The 21,367-nt window shown below is 67.5% G+C and carries 16 protein-coding genes and 2 tRNA genes; 16 read left to right on the top strand and 2 right to left on the bottom strand.

Going from position 1 to position 21,367, the window contains the following annotated elements; all coding sequences use genetic code 11:
* Positions 1 to 1,593: 1,593 nt before the first annotated feature.
* From dnaN to FSW06_RS09710, 5 genes are all read left to right on the top strand, one after another.
* A complete protein-coding gene (gene dnaN / locus FSW06_RS09730; RefSeq protein WP_010122555.1) occupies positions 1,594 to 2,814 on the top strand; it encodes a DNA polymerase III subunit beta in 1,221 nt (406 codons plus the stop codon).
* A 4-nt stretch (positions 2,815 to 2,818) separates the two neighbouring features.
* Positions 2,819 to 4,081 (top strand): DNA replication/repair protein RecF, encoded by a 1,263-nt coding sequence (recF, locus tag FSW06_RS09725; RefSeq protein ID WP_010122557.1) that lies wholly within the window; start codon positions 2,819 to 2,821, stop codon positions 4,079 to 4,081.
* Complete coding sequence (locus tag FSW06_RS15015) at positions 4,078 to 4,650, top strand: DciA family protein (RefSeq protein ID WP_010122558.1); 573 nt, start codon at positions 4,078 to 4,080, stop codon at positions 4,648 to 4,650. Before recF ends, FSW06_RS15015 begins: the two co-directional genes overlap by 4 nt.
* A gap of 86 nt (positions 4,651 to 4,736) precedes the next feature.
* A complete protein-coding gene (gene gyrB, locus FSW06_RS09715) occupies positions 4,737 to 6,800 on the top strand; it encodes a DNA topoisomerase (ATP-hydrolyzing) subunit B (protein ID WP_010122560.1) in 2,064 nt (687 codons plus the stop codon).
* Positions 6,793 to 7,698: an alpha/beta fold hydrolase gene (locus tag FSW06_RS09710; protein ID WP_010122562.1), complete on the top strand. Its 906-nt coding sequence runs from the start codon at positions 6,793 to 6,795 to the stop codon at positions 7,696 to 7,698. Before gyrB ends, FSW06_RS09710 begins: the two co-directional genes overlap by 8 nt.
* 71 nt (positions 7,699 to 7,769) lie before the next feature.
* On the opposite strand, the gene FSW06_RS09705 is transcribed toward FSW06_RS09710, so the two are convergent.
* Entirely contained in the window at positions 7,770 to 9,170 is a 1,401-nt protein-coding gene (locus tag FSW06_RS09705) for a MarR family transcriptional regulator (protein ID WP_010122564.1), read from the bottom strand.
* 162 nt (positions 9,171 to 9,332) lie between these two features.
* Between FSW06_RS09705 and FSW06_RS09700 the strand changes: the two genes are divergently transcribed.
* The 5 genes from FSW06_RS09700 to FSW06_RS09680 all read left to right on the top strand — a co-directional run bounded on the left by FSW06_RS09700 (position 9,333) and on the right by FSW06_RS09680 (position 14,224).
* On the top strand, positions 9,333 to 10,550 hold the full coding sequence (locus FSW06_RS09700) for an LLM class flavin-dependent oxidoreductase (RefSeq protein WP_050802070.1): 1,218 nt from the start codon (positions 9,333 to 9,335) through the stop codon (positions 10,548 to 10,550).
* A gap of 272 nt (positions 10,551 to 10,822) precedes the next feature.
* On the top strand, positions 10,823 to 11,608 hold the full coding sequence (locus FSW06_RS09695) for an ABC transporter permease (RefSeq protein WP_010122568.1): 786 nt from the start codon (positions 10,823 to 10,825) through the stop codon (positions 11,606 to 11,608).
* Between the two features lie 11 nt (positions 11,609 to 11,619).
* Positions 11,620 to 12,756 carry a taurine ABC transporter substrate-binding protein gene (locus tag FSW06_RS09690; protein WP_010122569.1) on the top strand — a complete coding sequence of 379 codons (1,137 nt, stop codon included), beginning with the start codon at positions 11,620 to 11,622 and terminating at the stop codon, positions 12,754 to 12,756.
* Positions 12,753 to 13,622, top strand: a complete 870-nt coding sequence (locus FSW06_RS09685) for an ABC transporter ATP-binding protein (RefSeq protein ID WP_010122571.1) — start codon at positions 12,753 to 12,755, stop codon at positions 13,620 to 13,622. The genes FSW06_RS09690 and FSW06_RS09685 overlap by 4 nt, the downstream gene beginning before the upstream one ends.
* An 86-nt stretch (positions 13,623 to 13,708) precedes the next feature.
* Positions 13,709 to 14,224: a hypothetical protein gene (locus tag FSW06_RS09680; protein ID WP_010122573.1), complete on the top strand. Its 516-nt coding sequence runs from the start codon at positions 13,709 to 13,711 to the stop codon at positions 14,222 to 14,224.
* A gap of 183 nt (positions 14,225 to 14,407) precedes the next feature.
* Here the strand turns inward: FSW06_RS09680 and FSW06_RS09675 are convergent, their stop codons facing one another.
* On the bottom strand, positions 14,408 to 15,289 hold the full coding sequence (locus tag FSW06_RS09675) for a siderophore-interacting protein (RefSeq protein WP_029450308.1): 882 nt from the start codon (positions 15,287 to 15,289) through the stop codon (positions 14,408 to 14,410).
* Positions 15,290 to 15,383: 94 nt separating this feature from the next.
* On the opposite strand from FSW06_RS09675, the gene gyrA reads away from it, so the two are divergent.
* The 6 genes from gyrA (at position 15,384) to FSW06_RS09645 (ending at position 21,348) form a co-directional block, all read left to right on the top strand.
* Positions 15,384 to 17,921 (top strand): DNA gyrase subunit A, encoded by a 2,538-nt coding sequence (gyrA, locus tag FSW06_RS09670; RefSeq protein WP_010122576.1) that lies wholly within the window; start codon positions 15,384 to 15,386, stop codon positions 17,919 to 17,921.
* A gap of 10 nt (positions 17,922 to 17,931) precedes the next feature.
* Positions 17,932 to 18,471, top strand: coding sequence for a DUF3566 domain-containing protein (locus tag FSW06_RS09665; protein ID WP_010122578.1), 540 nt, complete (start codon positions 17,932 to 17,934; stop codon positions 18,469 to 18,471).
* 52 nt (positions 18,472 to 18,523) lie between these two features.
* Positions 18,524 to 18,600 (top strand) — tRNA-Ile (locus tag FSW06_RS09660).
* Positions 18,601 to 18,610: 10 nt separating this feature from the next.
* Positions 18,611 to 18,686, top strand: a tRNA-Ala gene (locus tag FSW06_RS09655).
* 371 nt (positions 18,687 to 19,057) lie between these two features.
* Entirely contained in the window at positions 19,058 to 20,350 is a 1,293-nt protein-coding gene (pgsB, locus tag FSW06_RS09650) for a poly-gamma-glutamate synthase PgsB (protein WP_010122579.1), read from the top strand.
* A complete protein-coding gene (locus FSW06_RS09645) occupies positions 20,347 to 21,348 on the top strand; it encodes a poly-gamma-glutamate biosynthesis protein PgsC/CapC (protein WP_010122580.1) in 1,002 nt (333 codons plus the stop codon). The genes pgsB and FSW06_RS09645 overlap by 4 nt, the downstream gene beginning before the upstream one ends.
* The last annotated feature ends 19 nt before the right edge of the window (positions 21,349 to 21,367 follow it).

Here is a 21,367-nt window from a genome sequence, read left to right as displayed (position 1 = left end):
ATATTCGGCGACCGCCACAGTGAGCTCCGTCGGAGTATTCCGGGACCCGCTGATTGTCGCCGCTAATTTCTCCAGAAAACCCGTCATCACTTACGGAAGTTATGTCATATTTTTCACACAAAGTACATCGCAGAATTTACACGGTGGAAGCGGGTACGGACACGCCGTCCGGGCGCACCTGAGTGAACACATCGAGGCGCGATACAGGCGGAAAATAAGTCCCCGTCACACTGCCGGGCAATACTGTCAGAGAATTCTCTGCGGCACCGAGGGAAATATAACGAAAGGCGCAATATTTAATGCCGAACATAAAACACTGGAATAAATAGAATGTGGAATTACGGAATTGCATTAATGTAATTCTTTATATTCGGAGACGGAAAATTTCTGCCCGACCGATCCCCGGGACGCGCCGGCCCCCAACTTCCGGACGACCCCGGCGACGACCCGGACAGCAGGGAACCGGTACGCACGAGGCGACCAGGAAAAGAGAAGGGGAAGGAAGGAGGAAGGGTGGCCCACCGGGCAGTCGACGACTACTGCCCAACCCCGACCTGTCTGCGGTCAGCTGCCTTCAGTACGTGTCACGTGCCTTCAGTCCGGGCCGGAAGACCCAGGGGATACGACCCGGACTGAAGGCACGTGACACGTACTGAAGGCGCCCGGTCCTGAAACGGACAACGCGACCGACCGGTCCCCACGTCACCCCTGAGGGAGGGGAGCCCCGATCCACTGCGACCCGCGGGACGCGCCCTCAACGGCCCCGCTGAGACTCCGCTGACGCCGCGGGGAGCGCCTACTCCATCGTCCGGGCGTCAGGAGAACGCGACACGCCGGTATCCACATCTCCACAGGGTTATCCACAGCGCTGTAATTACATCCTTGTCAGACCGTGGACTTTGTCACACGTCGGAGGGTCGAACACCCCGGACCGCATCGACCGGTGGATAACTCCGAGGAGCTGTGGATGAATGACAAGAGTGTGTTTCCGCAGGACGCCGCTCGCCGGCACTCACACCGAATTCTTGTAATTCCGCAGGTCAGAGGCCTGTACAAAAAGTGGACAACTCGCCGGAAACTGTGCAGCGACGGCGGACAGGCCTGTGGACAACTTCCCACGACCGGAAGTTGTCCACAATCTGACACAGTTGTCCACAGATCGGTGAACGCTCCACACACACCCACGAACCCGCTCCGAACAGGGCCGGAACCAGGTAGTCCACAGTGTCCACACCCCCTACTGCCCCTACTACAAATTTCTCTCGTTCCAGGTAGAGAAGAAAGATGGGATGTGGACGGACGATGCGAAGAGCTCCGGGTCGCCACGACGTGGCCGACCGGCATCGAGAGACAGACTGACCGGCAGTCCCGACCCGAATGACAAGTTCGGGTCCGGTTCACGTGACCCCTGTCATTCGGCTAGGGTTACGTGTCAGACGTCGGTGGCGTCCCCCGGACCGGGGAAAGGGTCGGACCGAACATGCATGTTCGAACGATGTTCGAATGGCTGATCTGCCCTTCCTGACCGGATCGAAGCCTCCACCGGCACTTATGCAGAAAACGCAACACGGTCCGGGGACTGTCCGCTCAGACATGGCGACCCCGACCACGGAAGGGAACCAGGTGGCAGAGGACCAGGCAGGCCAGCAGTCCGTCAGCTTCACGGTGGCCAAGGACGACTTCTCCTCGGCACTCTCGTGGGTGGCGCGCAGCCTCCCGAGCAGGGCCTCACAGCCGATTCTGCGTGGCGTCCTCATCGAAGCCACCGATGAAGGGCTCCAGCTCTCCGGATTCGACCGGGAGGTGTCCACCAAGGTCCGGGTCTCCGCCGATGTCGCCGAGCCGGGTCGGGTGCTCGTCGCCGGCCGACTGGCCGCGAACATCATCAGTGCCCTGCCGGACAAGCCGGTCCGGCTCGACTACGACGGCACGAAGGTCCTCGTCAACTGCGGCAACTCGCACTTCGAGTTGCCCGCGATGACCATCGACGACTATCCGGTGCTGCCGGACTTCCCGCCGGTCGCCGGCACCCTCGATCCGGACCTGTTCGCGGAGGTTGTCGGGCAGGTCGCGGTCGCCGCCGGCCGGGACGACACGCTGCCGATGCTGACCGGCATCCGGGTGGAGATCGACGGGGAGCACCTGGTACTCGCAGCCACCGACCGCTTCCGTCTCGCGGTGCGCACGGTCGACTGGGCCCCCGCGCGTGCGGATCTCACCGCGGAGCTGCTCATCCCCGCGAAGACCCTGGCGGACACCACGAAGACGCTGGAATCCGGTGACCCGGTGGAGATCGCCCTCAACACGGAGGATTCCGCCGGACGCCACCTCCTCGGTATCGCGACCAATGACCGTCGTTCGACGACCCGGCTGATCGACGCGGATTTCCCGAAGTTCCGCCCGCTGCTGCCGAAGTCGAACAATGCGCTGGCGACCGTGGAGATCGCCCCGCTGCTCGACGCGATCCGTCGTGTCGCCCTGGTGACCGAGGGCAATTCGCAGATCCGGATGTCCTTCGACGAGGGCATGCTGACGCTCTCCGCCGGCGGCAGCGACATCGGTGTCGCCGAGGAGCAGCTGCCCTGCGCCTTCGCCGGTGAACCGCTGGTCATCGCGTTCAACCCGGGCTACCTCAAGGACGGGCTCGGGGCCATCCACACCGACCGGGTGGTCTTCGGCTTCACCCAGCCGTCCCGACCGGCGATCATGTTCCCCGAGTCCGACGATCTGCCGGAGGCCGGCCCGGACGGGACGTTCCCCACCCCGGAGACCCCGTTCATCTACCTGCTCATGCCGGTCCGCCTGCCGGGCTGACCGGATGTACATTCGTTCGCTCCACCTCGGTGACTTCCGCTCGTGGCAGTCACTGGATCTCGACCTGACCCCCGGGGTGACGGTCTTCGCCGGGTCGAACGGCAACGGGAAGACGAACATCGTCGAGGCGGTCGGCTACCTCGCACATCTCGGCTCCCACCGTGTCAGCGGGGACGCCCCTCTCGTCCGGGAGGGATGCAGCTCCGCGCGGGTGTCCGCGACGGCGGTGAACCACGGCAGGGAGCTCACCGCCCATCTGGTGATCAACGCCCACGGGGCGAACAAGGCGGCGGTGAACCGGACGGCGCTGAAGAACCAACGTGGTCTCGCCGGTATCGTCCGGACCACGATGTTCGCCCCGGAGGACCTGGCACTGGTCCGGGGTGAACCGGAACAGCGCCGGCAGTTCCTCGACCAGGTGATGGTCGCCCGCTACCCGCGGCTGGCGGGGGTGCGGGCCGACTATGACCGGGCACTGCGGCAGCGCAATGCCCTGCTGCGCTCCGTCGGCGGTCCGGCCGGCGGGCGTCCGGACGAGTCCGCGCTGGTCACCCTGGATGTGTGGGACGCCAGGATCGCCCACCTGGGCGGTCAGATCATGTCGGCGCGCATGCAGCTGGTCCATGACCTCGCCCCGCACGTCGCCGAGGCCTACTCCCGGCTGGCGCCGGGGTCCCGGCCGGCGCTCATCGGCTACACCTCGACAGTGGACAGGGAGCTGCAGGACGCCGGGGTGGCGGCCGGGACAGCGACCGCGGAACCGGGCCTGCTGGATCCCGATGTCGCCGAGGCGGTGCTGCTCGCCGCCCTGGCGGACCGGCGGACGGCGGACCTTGAACGACGGGTGACGCTGAGCGGCCCCCACCGCGACGATCTGCTGCTGGTGCTGGGGACCCAGCCGGCGAAGGGGTTCGCCAGCCACGGTGAGTCCTGGTCCTTCGCCCTCACCCTGCGGCTCGCCTCCCACCGGATGCAGCGTGCCGACGGCACGGAACCGGTGGTGATCCTCGACGACGTCTTCGCGGAACTCGACGCGGCCCGGCGGAAACAGCTCGTCGTGCTGGCGGGGGAGGCGGAGCAGGTGCTCATCACTGCCGCGGTCGCCGACGATATCCCGACCGGTCTCCGCGAGGTGTCGGAGGTCCACACGGTGACGACGGAGATGACCGGGGGCCGGCGGGTCTCGGTGCTCGATGCGAACGCGACGGATGCACCGGATGCACCGGAAGCGCCGGAGGATCCGGGGAGTGCCGGTGGTGAACCGTGAACGATCCGGTCAACGAGCGGTGGGAGATGCTCCGCAAGCTCAGCGGACGCCCCGCTTCGCCCGGACAGCGCCCGGCCGTACCGGGGCAGCCGGGGGCGGGGTCGGCGGCACGGGAGTCCGCCGCGGCGTCCCGCCGTACGCAGGACGCCCGCGCGGGGCGGGTGTACCGCCGGGAGACCCGGTACGACGGTCGTCCGGACCGCAGTTTCCGGGAACCGGATTCGTTCGGTGACCTGGTGCGACGGGAGATCCGGCGCAACGGGTGGAGCCGTAACTTCGCGGTCGGCACGCTCCGTGACGACTGGCCGTCGATCGTCGGCGACGATGTGGCCCGGCACGCCCGCGTGGTGATGTACAAGGAGAAGGAACGGCAGCTGCACATCGAGTGCGACTCGACGGCGTGGGCGACGAACCTGCGGCTGATGCAGTCGGTGATCCTGCAGACGATCGCAAAGAAGATCGGGCCGGACGTCGTCGCGCAACTGAGGATCTACGGGCCGCGGGCGCCGAGCTGGCGGTCCGGACGACTGCACGTCAGCGGACGGGGACCGCGCGACACCTACGGGTGACGGGACGGCCCGTCGCCTTACGCCGCAGGTGGGACAACGGGTAGGATGATGTGGTTACAACTATCTACCAAGGAGTGGACACGACTGTGGCTGAGCCTGAGCAGAATCCCGCGACGAGTCCGGAGCACCACGGTTCCGAGCACTACGGTGCGGATTCGATCACGATCCTCGAGGGCCTGGAGGCTGTCCGCAAGCGTCCCGGCATGTACATCGGTTCGACCGGTGAGCGCGGCCTCCACCACCTGATCTGGGAGGTCGTCGACAACTCCGTCGACGAGGCGATGGCGGGATTCGCGACCCACGTCGAGGTCACCCTCAAGGACGACGGTTCCGTGGAGGTGCAGGACAACGGCCGTGGTATCCCGGTCGAGATGCACCCGTCGGGGCGTCCGACCGTCCAGGTGGTCATGACCGAACTCCACGCCGGCGGCAAGTTCGACTCGCAGGCCTACGCGGTCTCCGGTGGTCTGCACGGCGTGGGCATTTCGGTGGTCAACGCCCTGTCGACCCGGGTCGTGACGGAGATCCGGCGTGACGGCCACCTGTGGCGCCAGGTCTTCGACCACTCCGTGCCGGAGAAGCTGGAGGACGTCAAGAAAACCCGTGGCACCGGGACGAAGCAGCGGTTCTGGGCTGACCCGGAGATCTTCGAGACGACGACCTACAACTTCGACACGGTCTCCCGCCGTCTCCAGGAGATGGCGTTCCTCAACAAGGGTCTGACCATCACCCTCACTGACGAGCGCCGGCACGTCGTGGAGGCCGAGGAGGATCTGGAGGACGCCGCCGCCGAGGACGCCGCGGCACCGAAGACCGCCGAGGAGCAGAAGGCCGAGGAACAGAAGACCGAGTCGAAGGTCCGTACCCGGGTGTTCCACTACCCGGACGGGCTCAAGGACTACGTCAACTACCTGAACAAGTCCAAGACCCCGATCCACCCGACGGTCATCGACCTGGAGCAGAAGGGCGACGACCACGAGGTCGAGATCGCGCTGCAGTGGAACAGCGGCTACGCGCAGTCGGTCCACACCTTCGCGAACACGATCAACACGGTCGAGGGCGGTACCCATGAAGAGGGCTTCCGCGCCGCGCTGACGAACCTCATGAACCGCTACGCCCGGGAGCACAAGCTGCTCAAGGACAAGGAGCCGAACCTCACCGGTGACGACTGCCGTGAGGGCCTCGCCGCGGTCATCTCGGTCCGCGTCGGCGATCCGCAGTTCGAGGGTCAGACGAAGACGAAGCTCGGCAACACCGAGATCAAGAGTTTCGTGCAGAAGGCCACCTACGAGAACGTGTCCGACTGGTTCGACGCGAACCCGGCGGAGGCGAAGACCATCATCAACAAGGCGGTCTCCTCCTCGCAAGCCCGGGTCGCGGCCCGCAAGGCCCGCGATCTCGTGCGCCGCAAGTCCGCCACCGATCTCGGCGGCCTGCCCGGCAAGCTCGCCGACTGCCGCTCCAAGGATCCGGTGAAGTCCGAGATCTACATCGTGGAGGGCGACTCGGCCGGCGGCTCGGCGAAGTCGGGGCGCGACTCGATGTACCAGGCGATCCTCCCGCTGCGCGGCAAGATCCTCAACGTCGAGAAGGCCCGCCTGGACAAGGTGCTGAAGAACGCCGAGGTCCAGGCGATCATCACCGCGCTGGGCACCGGCATCCACGACGAGTTCGACATCACCAAGCTGCGCTACCACAAGATCGTCCTGATGGCGGACGCCGATGTCGACGGCCAGCACATCGCCACCCTGCTGCTGACGCTGCTGTACCGCTTCATGCGCCCCCTCATCGAGGAGGGGCACGTCTACCTCGCCCAGCCGCCGCTGTACAAGCTCAAGTGGTCGAAGGGTGAGCCGGGCTTCGCGTTCTCCGACGACGAGCGGGACGCCCAGCTCAAGGAGGGTCTCGAGGCGGGCCGCAAGATCAACACCGATGACGGTATCCAGCGCTACAAGGGCCTCGGCGAGATGAACGCCAAGGAGCTGTGGGAGACCACGATGGACCCGCACGACCGCATCCTTCGTCAGGTGACCCTCGATGACGCCGCGGCGGCCGACGAGACCTTCAGCATCCTCATGGGTGACGACGTGGTCGCCCGCCGCAGTTTCATCACGCGGAACGCCAAGGACGTCCGGTTCCTCGATGTCTGATCCGGTGTCCGGCCGTATGAAAGGGACCGCGGCGCAGAGCTGCCTGGTGGTGATGCCGGACGGGTCGGCGTCCCGGGTGCTGATGTACCCGCCGGCCGCCGGGAGCCCCGACCGGCCACTCGTGGTGATCTGGCCCGGCTTCGGCATGGGGGCGCACTACTACCGTCCGATCGCGGCGGAACTGGCGTCCCGCGGTTTCCCGGTCGCCGTGGGCGAGCTGCGGGGCCAGGGGTCGAGCACGGCCCTGGCTTCCTTCAGCGACCGGTGGGGATACCACGATCTGGCGACCCAGGACTACCCGAGAACAGTCCGTGCCGCAAAAAGTTGGTTCGACCTACCGTCGGATTACCCGACAGTGTTCCTCACCCATTCCATGGGTGGTCAGATCGGCGCGCTCGTTCTCGCACGTCCGGAGGCCGCGGACCTCGGTCTGCGCGGCATGATGGGTGTCGGCACCGGAACTCCGTTCCACCGGGCGTTCCCGAACCCGGAGCGGCGTCGGCTGCGGCTCGGTGCCGTGATGATGCCCGCCGTGAGCCGGCTGCTCGGCCACTGGCTCTCCGGTCCACTGGACATCACGAACTACGGTCGACAGTCCGACGTGCAGCTGCGTGAGTGGGCACGGTTCGGACGCCGCAACGCACTGGACCGGCTGCGCGGCAGGGACATCGACTACATGGCTGCCCTCCAGAAGCTCCGTCTCCCGGTGCTCCTCACCCGGTTCAGCAACGACGAGGACTGCCCGCGCGCCTCCGCCGAGGCGCTCGCACGGCTCATGCCGAAGGCCTACCCGCACGTCGAGGAGTTCCCGGAGACCCTGGGGCACAACCGGTGGGCCCGGGAGCCCGGGATCGTCGCGGGGCGGTTCGAGCGCTTCATCGACGAGATCGGACTGTGACAGGCTGGTGACCGGGCGCCGGGGAGGGCGGCGTCCGGACCCGGTGAGCAGAGTCAGCAGGGCCGGCAGAGTCAGCCCAGGGTCCCGAGCGGATCCGACCAGAGCTGGTGGAGGGCGGTGACGGAGGCGGCACGGGCGAGAATGCCGTCGCCGGCACGCTGGATGCTGAGCCGCCGGCGGGGGACGGCGGACCCGCCTGCGCTGCGGTGGTCCCCGCCGTTGAGTGCGCCGGCGATGATCTTCACGGCGCGGGGGTCGGCGGTGAACGCCTCCCCGGCGAAGACGACCGACGCCGGGTCGACGACGTCGACGGCGAGCGAGATCATCTGACCGAGCAGCTCCGCACGCTCATCGAGGATGTCCCGGGCGGTGCTGTCGTGGTCGGACAGGGCGACGAGCTCGTGGAGCCCGGAGACCTCGAGTCCGCGTTCGCGGGCGACGTTGAGCACCGCCGTCGTACCGAGCGGGTGCCCGATCCCGTTGCGGGACGCCGCGAAGCTGCCGGACTCGGCGAGCGCGGTGAACGCGGCGGGCGGGGCACCCGTGAAGGGCTGGTGGACGGCGTCCCCGACGATCCAGGCGTGGGCGACGAGTTCGCGGGCGTAGACGTAGAGGGTCGACCGGGCGGTCGCCGTTCCGGGGATGCGGCCGGCGGGGGCGTCGGTGGTGCCGGAGGCGAGGACGGTGCTGGAGAGTTCGGCACCGGCCATCGCGCTGACACCGGTGGACAGGGCCACCGGGACGTCGGGCAGCGGCGATCCCGCAGCGACGAGCTTCTCCGCGACGTCGACGTCCTCCCATCCGTAGGCGGCCGACGAGATGTGGCCGAGAGCATTGACGTGGGCGGAGAAGGCCACGCCGAGCCCGACCGGGCGGGGGAGGCCACGGCCGAGGGTGGCGAGACCGTGGTGGACGGCCTCCAGCGCCTCGTCCGGGTCGAGGTCGGGCAGAGGGAGGCGGAGGGTACGGGAGCGCAGCGGCCGACCGGCGCCGTCGACGGCGATGAGCTGGGTGCTGCGCAGACCCACGTGGGCGCCGAGGGCGGTGATGTCGCGGCCGTCGGGCAGCAGCGTGGAGCCGGGGCGTCCGATGGCCGCGGCACCGGGATCAGGGGAGGCCTGTTCGACCAGTCCGGCGTCGATGAGGGCCGAGACATGGCGGGTGACGGTCGGCTGGGAGAGTCCGAGATCGTCGTGCAGCCTGGCCCGGGTGATGCCGGGGACGGTGCGGATCTGGTGCAGAACCCGGGCGGGGCCGGAGGTGGGGACGGAGAAGCGTGCGGTGGTGACCGTGGTGACCTCCGGGGCCTGGTCGGTGATGGTCGGCGGTGCCGGAGCCGGTGTGGTTGCTCGGGCTGCCTGGGTTGCTCGGGTCGCTGTCGTCGCCGCCGGACCCGTGTAGGCGGAGACGCGGTCCCGCCCGGCACGGCTCGGACCGCGGTGCCGGACAGTGGGGGATGTCGTGACGGGCATGATGCCACCTTAGGTGATCGGAGATGAAAAGAACAGACTGATCTGTCTGTTCACGTTCCGCATCCACTCAGTACGCGGTCGGGAGTGGCCGGGTCAACGGATTCCATTCACGGGGACTGTAATCCTGGCCCTCTGGTAGACAGCATGGTCTACTTTTTCGCCATGAGTGGAATTGCAGCATCAGAGACAGTCACCCTCCACTGGTTCCTTCCGACCAGTGGCGACTCACGGGGCATCATCGGAGGCGGTCACGGGGCCGGCGCGGAAGTGGGGGAGCGGGCGCCCGACCTCCGCTACCTCATCCAGGCGGCGAAGGCGGCCGAGTACAACGGGTTCGAGTCCGTGCTCACCCCGACCGGACGGTGGTGCCTGGACTCCTGGCTGGCCACCTCGGCGCTGCTCGCCGAGACCGAACGACTGAAATTCCTTGTGGCCTTCCGGCCGACACTGGTTCCCGCGGCCCTGCTCGCCCAGCAGATCCACACCTACCAGGAGCTGTCCGGCGGCCGGCTCAACCTCAACGTCGTCGTCGGTGGTGAGGACGCCGAACAGCGCGCCTACGGTGACTTCTCCACGAAGGAGGAGCGGTACGCCACCGCGGATGAGGCGCTCGAAGTCGTCCGGCACCTGCTCACCGAGCCGGAACCCCTCGACTTCCATGGCGAGCATGTGCATGTCGAGGGGGCGGCACTCGCACGGCGCCCCGCCGTCGTTCCGGAGGTGTTCTTCGGCGGCTCCTCACCGGCCGGGATCGAGGTCGCGGCACGCCGGGCGGATGTCTACCTGACGTGGGGCGAACACCCCGACAGTGTGGCGGAGAAGCTGGGCCGTGTCGCCGCGCGGGCGGCGGAGTTCGGCCGGAGCCTGGACTACGGCATCCGGCTGCACGTGATCGCCCGGGATACCGAGGCCGAGGCCTGGGCCGCCGCCCAGAAGCTCTATGACAGTCTTGATCCGGCCACGGTCGCCCGGGCGCAGCAGGGGCTGCGGACCTCGCAGTCGGATGGGCAGCGGCGGATGTCGGAGATCCACGGCCGCGGCGGAGACTTTGTCGTCGGCGGGGACGCCCGGGCCCTGGAGTTCTCCCCGAGCCTGTGGTCCGGTATCGGATTGGTCCGTGGGGGAGCGGGAACCGCGATCGTCGGGTCCTATGCCCAGGTCGCTGAACGCATCGACGACTTCCGTCGTGCGGGACTGTCCCACTTCATTCTCTCGGGCTATCCGCATCTTGAGGAGAGCTTCCATGTCGGTGAGGGCGTGATCCCCGCACTGCACCGGCGTGGTGTCACAGTGACGAATCGGACAGCGACCGATGGTGCCTCTTCAGGCGGTCCCGACATCGGATCTCAGAGGTCCGGGGACCCGCGGCGGTCAGCATGACGGTCAGATCATCATATCCCGACGGCTCGCCGGCCACGTCGCACACCGTCCGGGGCGGACGAACCGGTGCCGGTACCGACCACCGCGGTCCAGGAGTGGTCGTGCCGGGAGTCGGCGGTGCGGGAATTGGCGGCCCCGCCCCGGAGGGGGAGGGGAGGGGTTCGGTGGACGGTCGGCAGCGACGACAGGCACGGCGGTCGCGGAGCCGGTCAACGCGCAGCCGGTCGATACGTAATAGGTCGACTCGCCGCCGGTCGACGGGCCGGATCCGGTTGAACCAGGGCTCGACGCTCATCGGACTGCTCGCCGCCTGGTGGGCGGTCGCGCGGTTCACCGGAGTGGACCCGGTGGTCCTGCCCGGACCGGGCGACGTCTTCCATGACCTTGTGGACACCAATATCTGCCGTTCCGGTGCGGAGGGCAGTGCCCGACCGGAATGCGGTGTGCAGGGCTATTTCCTGTGGCAGCATCTCCTGGCCACGATCGAGCGGATCGCGGTCGGACTGGGTGCCGGTACTCTGGTCGGGATCCTGTTGGGCTGGTGGCTCGGCAGCTCTGCGACGGTCCGGGCGGTCGTGGAACCGTACCTGTCATTCCTCCGTGCGCTGCCACCGCTGGGGTATATCGGGCTGCTCATCGTGTGGTTCGGAATCGGTGACCAGTCGAAGGTTGTGCTGCTGTTCCTGGCGGCGTTCCCGACCGTGACGGTGTCGACTCTGGCCGGTGTGACCGGGGTACGACGGGACTGGATTCTGGCGTCCGAGTCGCTCGGCGCGACGTCGACCCAGGTATTCCGGACCGTCCTGTTGCCGGGCGCACTGCCGGAGATCATCAACGGTGTGCGGCTCGCCGCCGGCCTGTGCTGGGCGGCGATTGTGGCGGCGGAAATGAACGACGGTATCCCGGGTATCGGCGGTCTCGCCTATATCTCGGGGACGCAACTGGATACCGCGCTGGCCATCGCCTGCATCATCGTCATCGGTGTGACGGCACTACTGCTGGATCGGGTGCTGCTGTGGAGTGAACGGAGGTATGCGCCATGGCGCACGAGGCAGTGAGGATTCACGGCATGTTTCACGTGAAACGGCCGACGGGGCACGGCCGGGGCCGGTGGCACCTGGCGGTCACCGGGGGAGTGCTGGCCACCTGTGCTCTCTCGGTCACCGGATGCGTGGGTCTGCCCGCCGCGGAGTGGGCGGACGCCTCGGCGGAGGTCGAGTGTCCGGTCACCCCCTCCGACGCCACCGGCCGCATCAGGATCGGCTATCTGGGCAGTCCCGGTGCAGATCTCTACACACAGGACCAGGGTCTCGCCGAAGCATGTCTACCCGATGCGGAGGTGAGCTGGACCCGGTTCCCGACCGGCCAGGACATCGTCCAGGGGTTCGCCTCCGACTCGGTCGATATCGCCGGACTCGGTTCGACACCGACCACGAAGGCTCTCAGTGCGCCACTGAATCTTCCGGTGTCGGTGGTCGGGGTGAACTCCGTCATCGGCACCTCGGAGGCGCTCGTGGCCAAGAAGGCGCACTCCATCGGAGAGTTGAAGGGACAACGTATCGCCGTGCCGTCCTCCTCGACGTCCCACTACAGTCTTCTCAATGCACTGATCGACAGTGGACTCGATCCGGCGAAGGACGTGACGATCGTCAACATTTCTCCGGACAAGCTCCCGGCAGCCTGGAAGTCGGACCAGATCGACGCGGCCTACGTCTGGGATCCGACCCTTCAGGAGCTGAAGGACGGGACGGGTGGATCGCCGGCGGGGAACGTCCTGACGGACTCGGAACAGCAGGCGGCGGCCGGTCACGCCACCTACAACGTCTCTCTCGCTGCCGACCGGTGGGCGGATTCCCATGCCGAGCTGCTGTCGACCTTCCTGTCACTCGAAGGGTGGGTGGTGGATCATGCCGACAAGGATCCCGGGGGATTTGCCGCCGTGAACGCTGCCGCCTCCGGGATGGACAAGGAGGCGGCACGTCGCCAGATCGGTGGACTCCGGTTCATTCACAGCGGCGAGGAACGCGCGCAGTTGGCGGCCGTCGCTGACGGGATCCATGAGACGGCGGGCTTCCTGACGGACCAGGGGGAGATCCCCTCGGCACGTCCGGTCGAGGAGTACGCGGCCGCCACCCGGCCGGAGTTGTGGGACACTCCTGCCGCCACGCCGGCGGCAGACTCAGTACTGAAGGAGGAGAAGCCGTGATCGAAGTGGACAGTGTCGGGGAAATCTATGAGACGGAGACGGCGGGGACGGTGACGGCGCTGACGGATGTGAGCCTCACCGTCGACGACGGGGAGATCGTCTGTCTGGTCGGCCCGTCGGGATGCGGCAAGTCGACACTGCTGCGCATACTCGCCGGTTTTCTGGCCCCGACATCCGGGGTCGCACGGGTCGACGGTCGGGAGCTCACCGGTCCGGGTACCGACAGGGGAGTGGTCTTCCAGCAACCCACGTTGCTGCCCTGGTTCCCGGTGCGCGAGAACATCCGGCTGGCTTCCCGGTACTCGGGGCAGAAAGTCCAGCGGGAGCGTGCCGATGCCCTGCTCGATCTGGTCGGCCTGACCGAGGCCGCTGACCGTCTGCCCCACGAGTTGTCGGGCGGCATGCAGCAGCGCGCCCAGATTGCGCGGGTTCTGGCTGCCGGCCCGCGGCATGTCCTGATGGATGAACCGTTCGGAGCACTGGATCCCTTTACCCGCGAACAGCTGCAGGCTGAACTCTTACGGGTCTGGGCCCGGGACCGCCCCGCGATCCTGTTCGTGACGCACAGCGTGGAGGAGGCCATCCTCCTCGGTGACCGGGTAGTGGTGATGGCCTCCCGTCCCGGGCGCACTCTGGAGGAGGTCGTGGTGCCACCGGAACTCGGGCCCGGTACACGGCGCGACAGGACGCTCCTCTCGCCCGATGTTCCACGTGAAACACTGCAGAGCCGGCTGCGTGACCTGACCGCGGATCCCGGGTTTGTCGCACTGCGGCATGAGGTGTCCGAAGCGATCAGTGCGGCGCACGCCGTGGGGTCGAGAGTCCGAAACGTCGTATCCGCACGCGGAACAGACAGATCAGTCTAGTAATTTTCCTGGCGTGACCTGCGGAAACTCTATTTCTCCCGACATTGCTCTTGCATTCCGGCAGACAGAGTGGTCTACTGGTTGCCATGACCACAGCACTGAAGACGGCTCCGGCGCACACAGTTGCCCCGACCGTCACGACACACGGAGACGTCGCCACTGACCGACTTCCGCTGGCCGTCCTGGCCGCGGAGGTCTCGGGCCGCATGATGTGTGTGGTCATCGACTCCTTCTTCGATGAGAGCCTCGCTCCCGGCCTCGTCTCCGTTTGGATTCCCGCCGACCACCCCGACTGGGCGACGCTGCGCACCGCCCCGGTGCTCGGCATCTCGGTCCTCAACCCCCTGCAGACCCTCGCCGCCGGCAACTTTTCCGCCGGACACGGCACACCACGCGGCCTCCGGGCGGACGACAACGGAAGTGGTCGGCTGACCAACGCCGAGGAATATCTGACAACCCGCCTCTACCAGGAGTTCGATTCGGGCGACTACACCGTCGCCCTGCTCCACGTCACCGGCCGGGAGGCAGGCCCCCTGACCGCACCACAGAACACGGCCACCACCGCACCGCACCACGGCCCGGGCGTCCGGCACGCCGCCTGACCCCGGTCCACCGCGGATCATCTGTCCGCGGACACACCCCTCACCGTCCGCCCCGCCCCACCGGCGGGGCTTTCTTCTGTCCGCTGTCCTGTCCCCGGGACCGTCCCCGTCCCCGCTCGTTCCGCACAGGAACCGGAGCCCCCGGGGCAGGGACTCAGGACCCGGAGCCCCCGGGCCGGGGACTCAGGACCCGGCCGCCGCCGCCTCGGCCTCCTCGATCTCCCGGTTGAAGTCACGCTTGCTCGCCTGCCACTCGTCCTCGACCATGCCGAGCCGCCAGTAGCCGGAGATGGAGACGTCCTCCTTCGGCACCCCGCCCTCGACGAACAGGAAACGGCGCAGGTCCCGGATCATCTCCGCGACACCGTGGACGAACCACTGCGTCCGGCCCGCGGGAATCCCGGCGGCGGTGACCGCCCGGACCAGTTCGGTCCCGTGCGTCGCGCCGTCGCGTCCGACCCAGACGACATCGACCCCGTCGTCGTCGGCGCGGACCGGGAGGGGGAGCGGCTCCCCGGCGTCCGCGACCTCGACGTAGGCGGTGGCGGGCGTGCCGTACGGCAGCGCCTCGATCCCGGCGAAGATCGCCGGCGCGGCCGCCTCGTCACCGGCGAAGATGACACGGTCGTAGCCGGCTTCCGGGTGCCAGGCGCCACCCGGGCCCATGAACCCGATCCGGGAACCGGGGGTCACGGAAGCTGCCCACGGGCCGGCGATACCGGCGTCCCCGTGGACGACGAAGTCGATGATGACACTGCCTTCGTCCCGGTCCCAGGAGCGCAGCGTGTACGTGCGCATGACGGGCCATCCCTCGCGGGGCAGAGTGTTGCGGACGCGGCCCGGCAGGTCAGCGTCGGCATCGTCGTCGTCCCAGGACCAGGACGCCCCGACCGGCGGGAAGAGAAGTTTGACGTAGTGGTCGGTCTGGTCGAGGGGGAACGTGGCGGCGTCCCGCACGGCAGGGACGTCGAGGTGGACGCGGACCATGTCAGGGGCGGTGCGCTCCGTCGCGGTGACGGTGGCGAGGTGTGCGGGGCGGTCAGGGCGTTTCCGTGGCGTAGTCATGCCTCACCACCGTACCTGTAACCGGGAAAATTGCGCCTGACATGCTAGAATGGATACGAATATCTGTTTGTCTGCCAGAAGGGATCGCACCGAAGTGAGCGACGACACCAACGGCGGCGGCGAGACGCTGTACGACCGCATCAGTCCCATCGATCTCAACGATGAGATGCGGAACAGCTACATCGATTACGCGATGAGCGTGATCGTGGGCCGCGCGCTCCCGGAAGTCCGGGACGGGATGAAGCCGGTCCACCGGCGCGTCATCTACGCCATGTTCGACAACGGCTTCCGCCATGACCGGAGCTACGTGAAGTCGGCCCGCCCGGTCGCCGAGACGATGGGTCACTACCACCCGCACGGCGACACGGCGATCTACGACACCCTCTGCCGCATGGCGCAGCCGTGGTCGATGCGCTACCCGCTCGTCGACGGCCAGGGGAACTTCGGCTCCCGCGGCAACGACGGCCCCGCCGCCATGCGTTACACGGAGTGCCGGCTGACCCCGCTGGCGCTGGAGATGGTCCGCGACATCCGGGAGAACACGGTCGACTTCTCCCCGAACTACGACGGCAAGTCCCAGGAACCGGACGTCCTGCCGTCGCGCGTACCGAACCTGCTGATGAACGGCTCGAGCGGTATCGCCGTCGGTATGGCGACGAACATCCCGCCGCACAACCTCACCGAGCTGGCCGAGGCGATCTTCTGGATCCTCGACAACTACGACGCCGACGAGCAGACCACCCTGGACGCCTGCATGGAGCGCGTGAAGGGACCGGACTTCCCGACCGCCGGCCTCATCGTCGGTGACAAGGGCATCCGGGACGCCTACACCACCGGCCGCGGGTCGATCCGGATGCGCGGCAAGACGACGATCGAGGAGGAGGGGAACCGGCAGATCATCGTCATCACCGAACTGCCGTACCAGGTCAACCCCGACAATCTCGTCAGCTCCATCGCCGAGCAGGTCCGGGACGGCAAGATCGCGGGCATCTCGAAGATCGACGACGAATCCTCCGACCGCGTCGGCATGCGCATCGTGGTCACCCTCAAGCGGGACGCCATCCCGCGCGTCGTGCTGAACAACCTGTACAAGCACTCGCAGCTGCAGACCGGGTTCGGCGCGAACATGCTGTCCATCGTCGACGGTGTGCCCCGCACCCTGCGCCTCGACCAGATGCTCACGCTGTACGTGAAGCACCAGATCGAGGTCATCGTCCGCCGGACGCAGTTCCGGCTCGACGAGGCCGAGAAGCGGGCCCACATCCTGCGCGGCCTGGTCAAGGCGCTGGACGCCCTCGACGAGGTCATCGCCCTGATCCGCCGGTCCCAGACCGTCGACATCGCCCGCGAGGGCCTGATGGACCTGCTCGACATCGACGAGGTGCAGGCGGACGCCATCCTCGCGATGCAGCTGCGCCGCCTGGCCGCCCTGGAACGCCAGAAGATCATCGACGAACTCGCCGAGATCGAGAAGACCATCGCCGACCTCAAGGCGATCCTGGCGTCCCCGGAGCGGCAGCGCACCATCGTCCACGACGAACTCGCCGAGATCGTCGAGAAGTACGGCGACGAACGGCGCACCGAGATCATCGGGGCCGTCGGCGACGTCTCCGAGGAAGACCTCATCGCCCGGGAGAACGTGGTCGTCACGATCACCTCCACCGGCTACGCGAAGCGGACGAAGGTCGACGCCTACCGCTCGCAGCGCCGCGGCGGCAAGGGCGTCCGCGGGGCCGAACTGAAGCAGGACGACGTGGTCCGCCACTTCTTCGTCTGCTCCACGCACGACATCATCATGTTCTTCACGAACTACGGCCGGGTGTACCGCCTCAAGGCCTACGAACTGCCCGAGGCGACCCGCACCGCCCGCGGCCAGCACGTCGCGAACCTGCTGGAGTTCCAGCCCGGTGAACAGATCGCCGAGGTCATCCAGCTCCAGACCTTCGAGGACGCCCCCTACCTGGTCCTCGCGACCGAGCAGGGACGCATCAAGAAGTCGCGGCTCACCGACTACGACACGGCCCGGTCCGGCGGCCTCATCGCCATCAACCTCAACGAGGGCGACAAGCTCATCGGCGCCCAGCTCTGCACCGAGGAGAGCGACCTGCTGCTCGTCTCCGAGGAAGGCCAGGCGCTGCGGTTCACCGCCGACGACGAGACACTGCGTCCGATGGGCCGCGCCACCGCCGGCGTCAAGGGCATGCGCTTCAAGGGCGACGACCAGCTGCTGTCGCTCACCGTGGCGTCCGAGGGCTGCTACCTGCTGGTGGCGACCTCCGGCGGCTACGGCAAGCGGACCCCGATCGAGGACTACCCGATCCGTGGCCGCGGCGGCATGGGCGTGGTGACGTTCAAGTACACCCCGAAGCGTGGCAAGCTCATCGGCGCGCTCACCGTGGCCGAGGATGACGAGATCTTCGCCATCACCACCGCCGGCGGTGTGATCCGGACGCCGGTCGACCAGATCCGGAAGTCCGCCCGCGACACGATGGGCGTGCGGCTGGTCGACCTGGCCAAGGGCGTGGAGCTCTACGCGATCGACCGCAATGTCGAGGACGAGGGCGAGGAAGCGGCCCAGCAGACCGCCGACAACCCTGACGTGAAGCCGGACGCGAAGCCGGACGGCAAGTAGGGTCGGGAAGATGGAACGGGACAGCACCCTCAACCGGATCTCGCCGCGCAGCGCCCTGCGCGTCGCCGCGGCGATGAACACGGTGCTGTTCCTCGTGTGGATGGTGGCCGCCCTGGTGGTCTTCATCGGGCTCGGCATCTCGGGGGTGTGGGGGAGGATGAACAGTCTCCTCGCCGACCTCACGGGCTCGGACACGGTCGGGGCCGGCACGTACTTCGGCGTGGCCGCGGGTGTGGGGGTCCTGGAGGCCGTCGTGGTCACCGTGCTGGCCCCGGTCGTCGCCGTCCTCTACAACAGCGTGGCGACGCTCGTGGGCGGTCTGCGGGTGACGGTGGGGGACGCCCCGGCGGACGTGGCGTTCGACATCACCGACAGTGCCGACATCGCCGACAGTGCTGACGGCGCCGACAGGGAGCGCTACGGGACGGACACCTCCACCACTGCCGGGGACGCCGGCCGGACGGGATCCGACGATCCGACGGTCTCTGTGGTGTCCGATCCCACCCCTGCCGACAGGCTCGCGGGATGGGGTCTGGAAAACCGTCGATGACCAGGCGATTTGCCGGTTATCCGGGCGGTCGGTAGAGTACTGTCCTGTTCGCGGGCCTATAGCTCAGGTGGTTAGAGCGCGTCACTGATAATGACGAGGTCGGAGGTTCAAGTCCTCCTAGGCCCACCAACATTTCTACGGGGCTGTAGCTCAATTGGTAGAGCACCTGCTTTGCAAGCAGGAGGTCAGGGGTTCGATTCCCCTCAGCTCCACCAGCGTAGTTGCAGGACAGAGAGCGTCTTCCGGTGTCCGGGAGGCGCTCTTTCCGCGTCCGCGGGTGGGGGTACACGATACTGCGCCCCCTGTCACCGCCTGACCCGGAACAACGGTGCTGAGCAGTGCAGTATCTTCCGTTCACCGCCGACCGGCAGCGCCGCGGCGGCTCCGGCCCCACCCCCTTTGATGCGTGGTGTTCCGCCGAGTGGCAGACCCGCCTCCGTAAGGCTATGGTAACTGCCGTCAGGCCTTCTACCAGGTACTTCATCTGCCGATAACATTTGACGGCGCTCACGGCACCTCTCCAGCCGTGGTCGTCGGAAGGCCTGCAGCATCTCTCCACATACCCCTCACAGAAGGAGATCTCTCCGTGCTTTCCTACCTGGCCCTGTCCGCGGTGACCGCGGCGGCCGGCATGAGCGTATTCCACAGCAAGGAACGGCGGCACCGCCGTCGCATGAGTGACCTGGACATCAACGTCCACGTCAACGGTATCCGGGGAAAGTCCACCGTCACCCGCATGATCGGCGGCGTCCTGCGGGAGGCCGGGCACACCAGCATCGCCAAGACCACCGGCACCTTCGCCTGCGTCATCGACCCCGAGGGCGGGGAACACCCGATCCGGCGCACCGGCCCGGCCAACATCAACGAGCAGTACCGCTTCCTCGCCGACTGGCTCGACGGCGCCGAGGACCCGGTCAAGGCACTCGTGGTGGAGTGCATGGCCGTGAAGCCGAAGTACCAGGACCTGTGCCAGAACGTGATCCTGCGATCCCCACTGACCGTCATCACGAATGTCCGGCTGGACCACCAGGAGGACATGGGGGACACCCTGCCCGAGATCGCGGCGTCCCTGTGCAACACCGTCCCCGACCACGGCGTGGTCGTCACCGGCGAGCGGAACCCCGAGATCGTCGAGGTGCTCCGGGAGCACTGCGACCGGCGCGGTTCCCGCCTCATCGTCGCGGCGGAGACCGGGCTGTCCCGTCGGCTGTGCGGCGATTTCGACTACCGGCAGTTCGAGGAGAACGTCGCCGTCGTCCTGGCGGTCGCCGAGGTGCACGGCATCGGGGAGGAGACGGCGGTCCGCGGCATGCTCCGCGCCGAGCCGGATCCGGGGACGACGAAGATCACCCGGGTCCGCGATGTGGCGGACGGACCGTTCTACTGGGTGCCGATGTTCGCGGTGAACGACTGGGAGTCCACGACCCGGGTGTTCCGCGACGTCGTGGCCGAGGACCTGCCGGCCGACTGCCGCAGGGTGGTGGCCATGAACAACCGTGCCGACCGGACGGACCGGGCGGCGATGTTCGTCGACGTCCTCGCCCAGGATCTCGTCGACGAGATCGATGCCGTGGTGCTCTACGGCGAACTCCAGGAGGTCGTGAGCCAGCGGCTCATCGCGGCAGGCGTGCCGGAGGACAAGGTGAAGACCACCTACGACCTCGACGGGGACCATGTCGCGTCGGGCCGTGACCTGGTTGCCCGGGCCCGCGAGGGCTTCGAGGGTGAGGATGTCGCCATCTTCGGCATGGTGAACATCCACACCGAGCACGTTCTCGCCATGCAGCGGTACGTCGGTGCACTCGCCGAGGAACAGCTGCCCGCCGCTGCACCGGACGCCGCCCCCGCTCCGGCCGGTCGGGAGGTGACGGTCCGGTGACCAGCCAGACCATGGGCTCCTACGGGTTCATCACCGACTATGTCCACCTCACGTTCCTCCTGGGACTGATCGTCAGCTACCTCTATTTCCGCCGCCGCCAGATCTCCGTCGGTGGGTCCCTGGCGGTCGGCTATCTCGCGGCTGCCCTGTACATGCCGCTGAACGTCCTGGTCACACTGCTGGTGTCGATGTTCGGCTATCTCCTGATCCGGTTCGTGATCCTGAAGATCTTCCTGCCCCGGCCCCGCCAGATCTTCGCCATCGGCCTGGCGGTCGGCGTCGTGTGCGGCGGGCTGTGGCTCGCCGTCTCCGAGGCACTGCCGGGGGCACAGGACCGGGGACTCGCCCTCGTCGGCGTGATCGTCCCCGGGATGCTGTGCAACTCGCTGATCAAGCAGGGCGTGGTGCACACGCTCGTACCGCTGGGCTGGATGGTGCCGGTGACGGCCGTCGCCGGACTCGGTCTGACCCTGCTGACCTCCACGGTGCTGCCGTTGTCGCTGGCGGACACGTTCACCAGTTCCGACGTGGAACCGCTCCCGCTGCTGTTCCTCGTCAGCGCCCTGTCGGTCCTGTTCGCCGTCCTGGTGCAGGAGGGGACGGTCCGCAGCTGGAAGCTGCGCACCGGCGGCTACGTGACCGCGGGCATGATCATCGCGGCACTGACGCAGCTGTCCTACATCGCGATCCTGGCCGTGGCCACCCTCGGTGTGCTGGCGGTGTACGTCCCGTTCTCCCGCCGGGTGCCGTTGTTCGGCAAGGACCGGTTCATCCTGCTGTGCAGCCTGTCGTTCGTCTTCGTCACCGCCTGCGAGATCATCGCGGCACAGGTGTGGGGCGTCCGGTTCGGCGGTCCGCAGAACGTGGTGTTCTGCGTCTTGCCGGCGATCATCTCCAATGACCTCGTGCAGTACGGGGTGAAGCGGACGTCGGCGGGCATGGGCCTGTCGCTCGCCGGCTGTGCGGCGGTGACGGTTCCGGTGATGGCGTGGGTCTGAGTTCACCGGCGGGACAGCC

The organism is Corynebacterium nuruki S6-4, assembly GCF_007970465.1.
In the GTDB taxonomy this organism is placed as follows: Bacteria; Actinomycetota; Actinomycetes; order Mycobacteriales; family Mycobacteriaceae; genus Corynebacterium; species Corynebacterium nuruki.
Note: the sequence above shows the minus strand (reverse complement) of the source record. Positions and strands in the feature narration are given on the sequence as shown.

Bases quoted from the DNA above. Each gene is read 5' to 3' on its own strand.
- FSW06_RS09700 (WP_050802070.1), top strand. From the start codon at position 9,333: ATGAGTGGAATTGCAGCATCAGAGACAGTCACCCTCCACTGGTTCCTT.
- FSW06_RS09690 (WP_010122569.1), top strand. From the start codon at position 11,620: ATGTTTCACGTGAAACGGCCGACGGGGCACGGCCGGGGCCGGTGGCAC.
- FSW06_RS09705 (WP_010122564.1), bottom strand. From the start codon at position 9,170: ATGCCCGTCACGACATCCCCCACTGTCCGGCACCGCGGTCCGAGCCGT.
- dnaN (WP_010122555.1), top strand. From the start codon at position 1,594: ATGGCGACCCCGACCACGGAAGGGAACCAGGTGGCAGAGGACCAGGCA.
- FSW06_RS09680 (WP_010122573.1), top strand. From the start codon at position 13,709: ATGACCACAGCACTGAAGACGGCTCCGGCGCACACAGTTGCCCCGACC.
- FSW06_RS09675 (WP_029450308.1), bottom strand. From the start codon at position 15,289: ATGACTACGCCACGGAAACGCCCTGACCGCCCCGCACACCTCGCCACC.
- FSW06_RS09710 (WP_010122562.1), top strand. From the start codon at position 6,793: ATGTCTGATCCGGTGTCCGGCCGTATGAAAGGGACCGCGGCGCAGAGC.
- FSW06_RS09665 (WP_010122578.1), top strand. From the start codon at position 17,932: ATGGAACGGGACAGCACCCTCAACCGGATCTCGCCGCGCAGCGCCCTG.
- recF (WP_010122557.1), top strand. From the start codon at position 2,819: ATGTACATTCGTTCGCTCCACCTCGGTGACTTCCGCTCGTGGCAGTCA.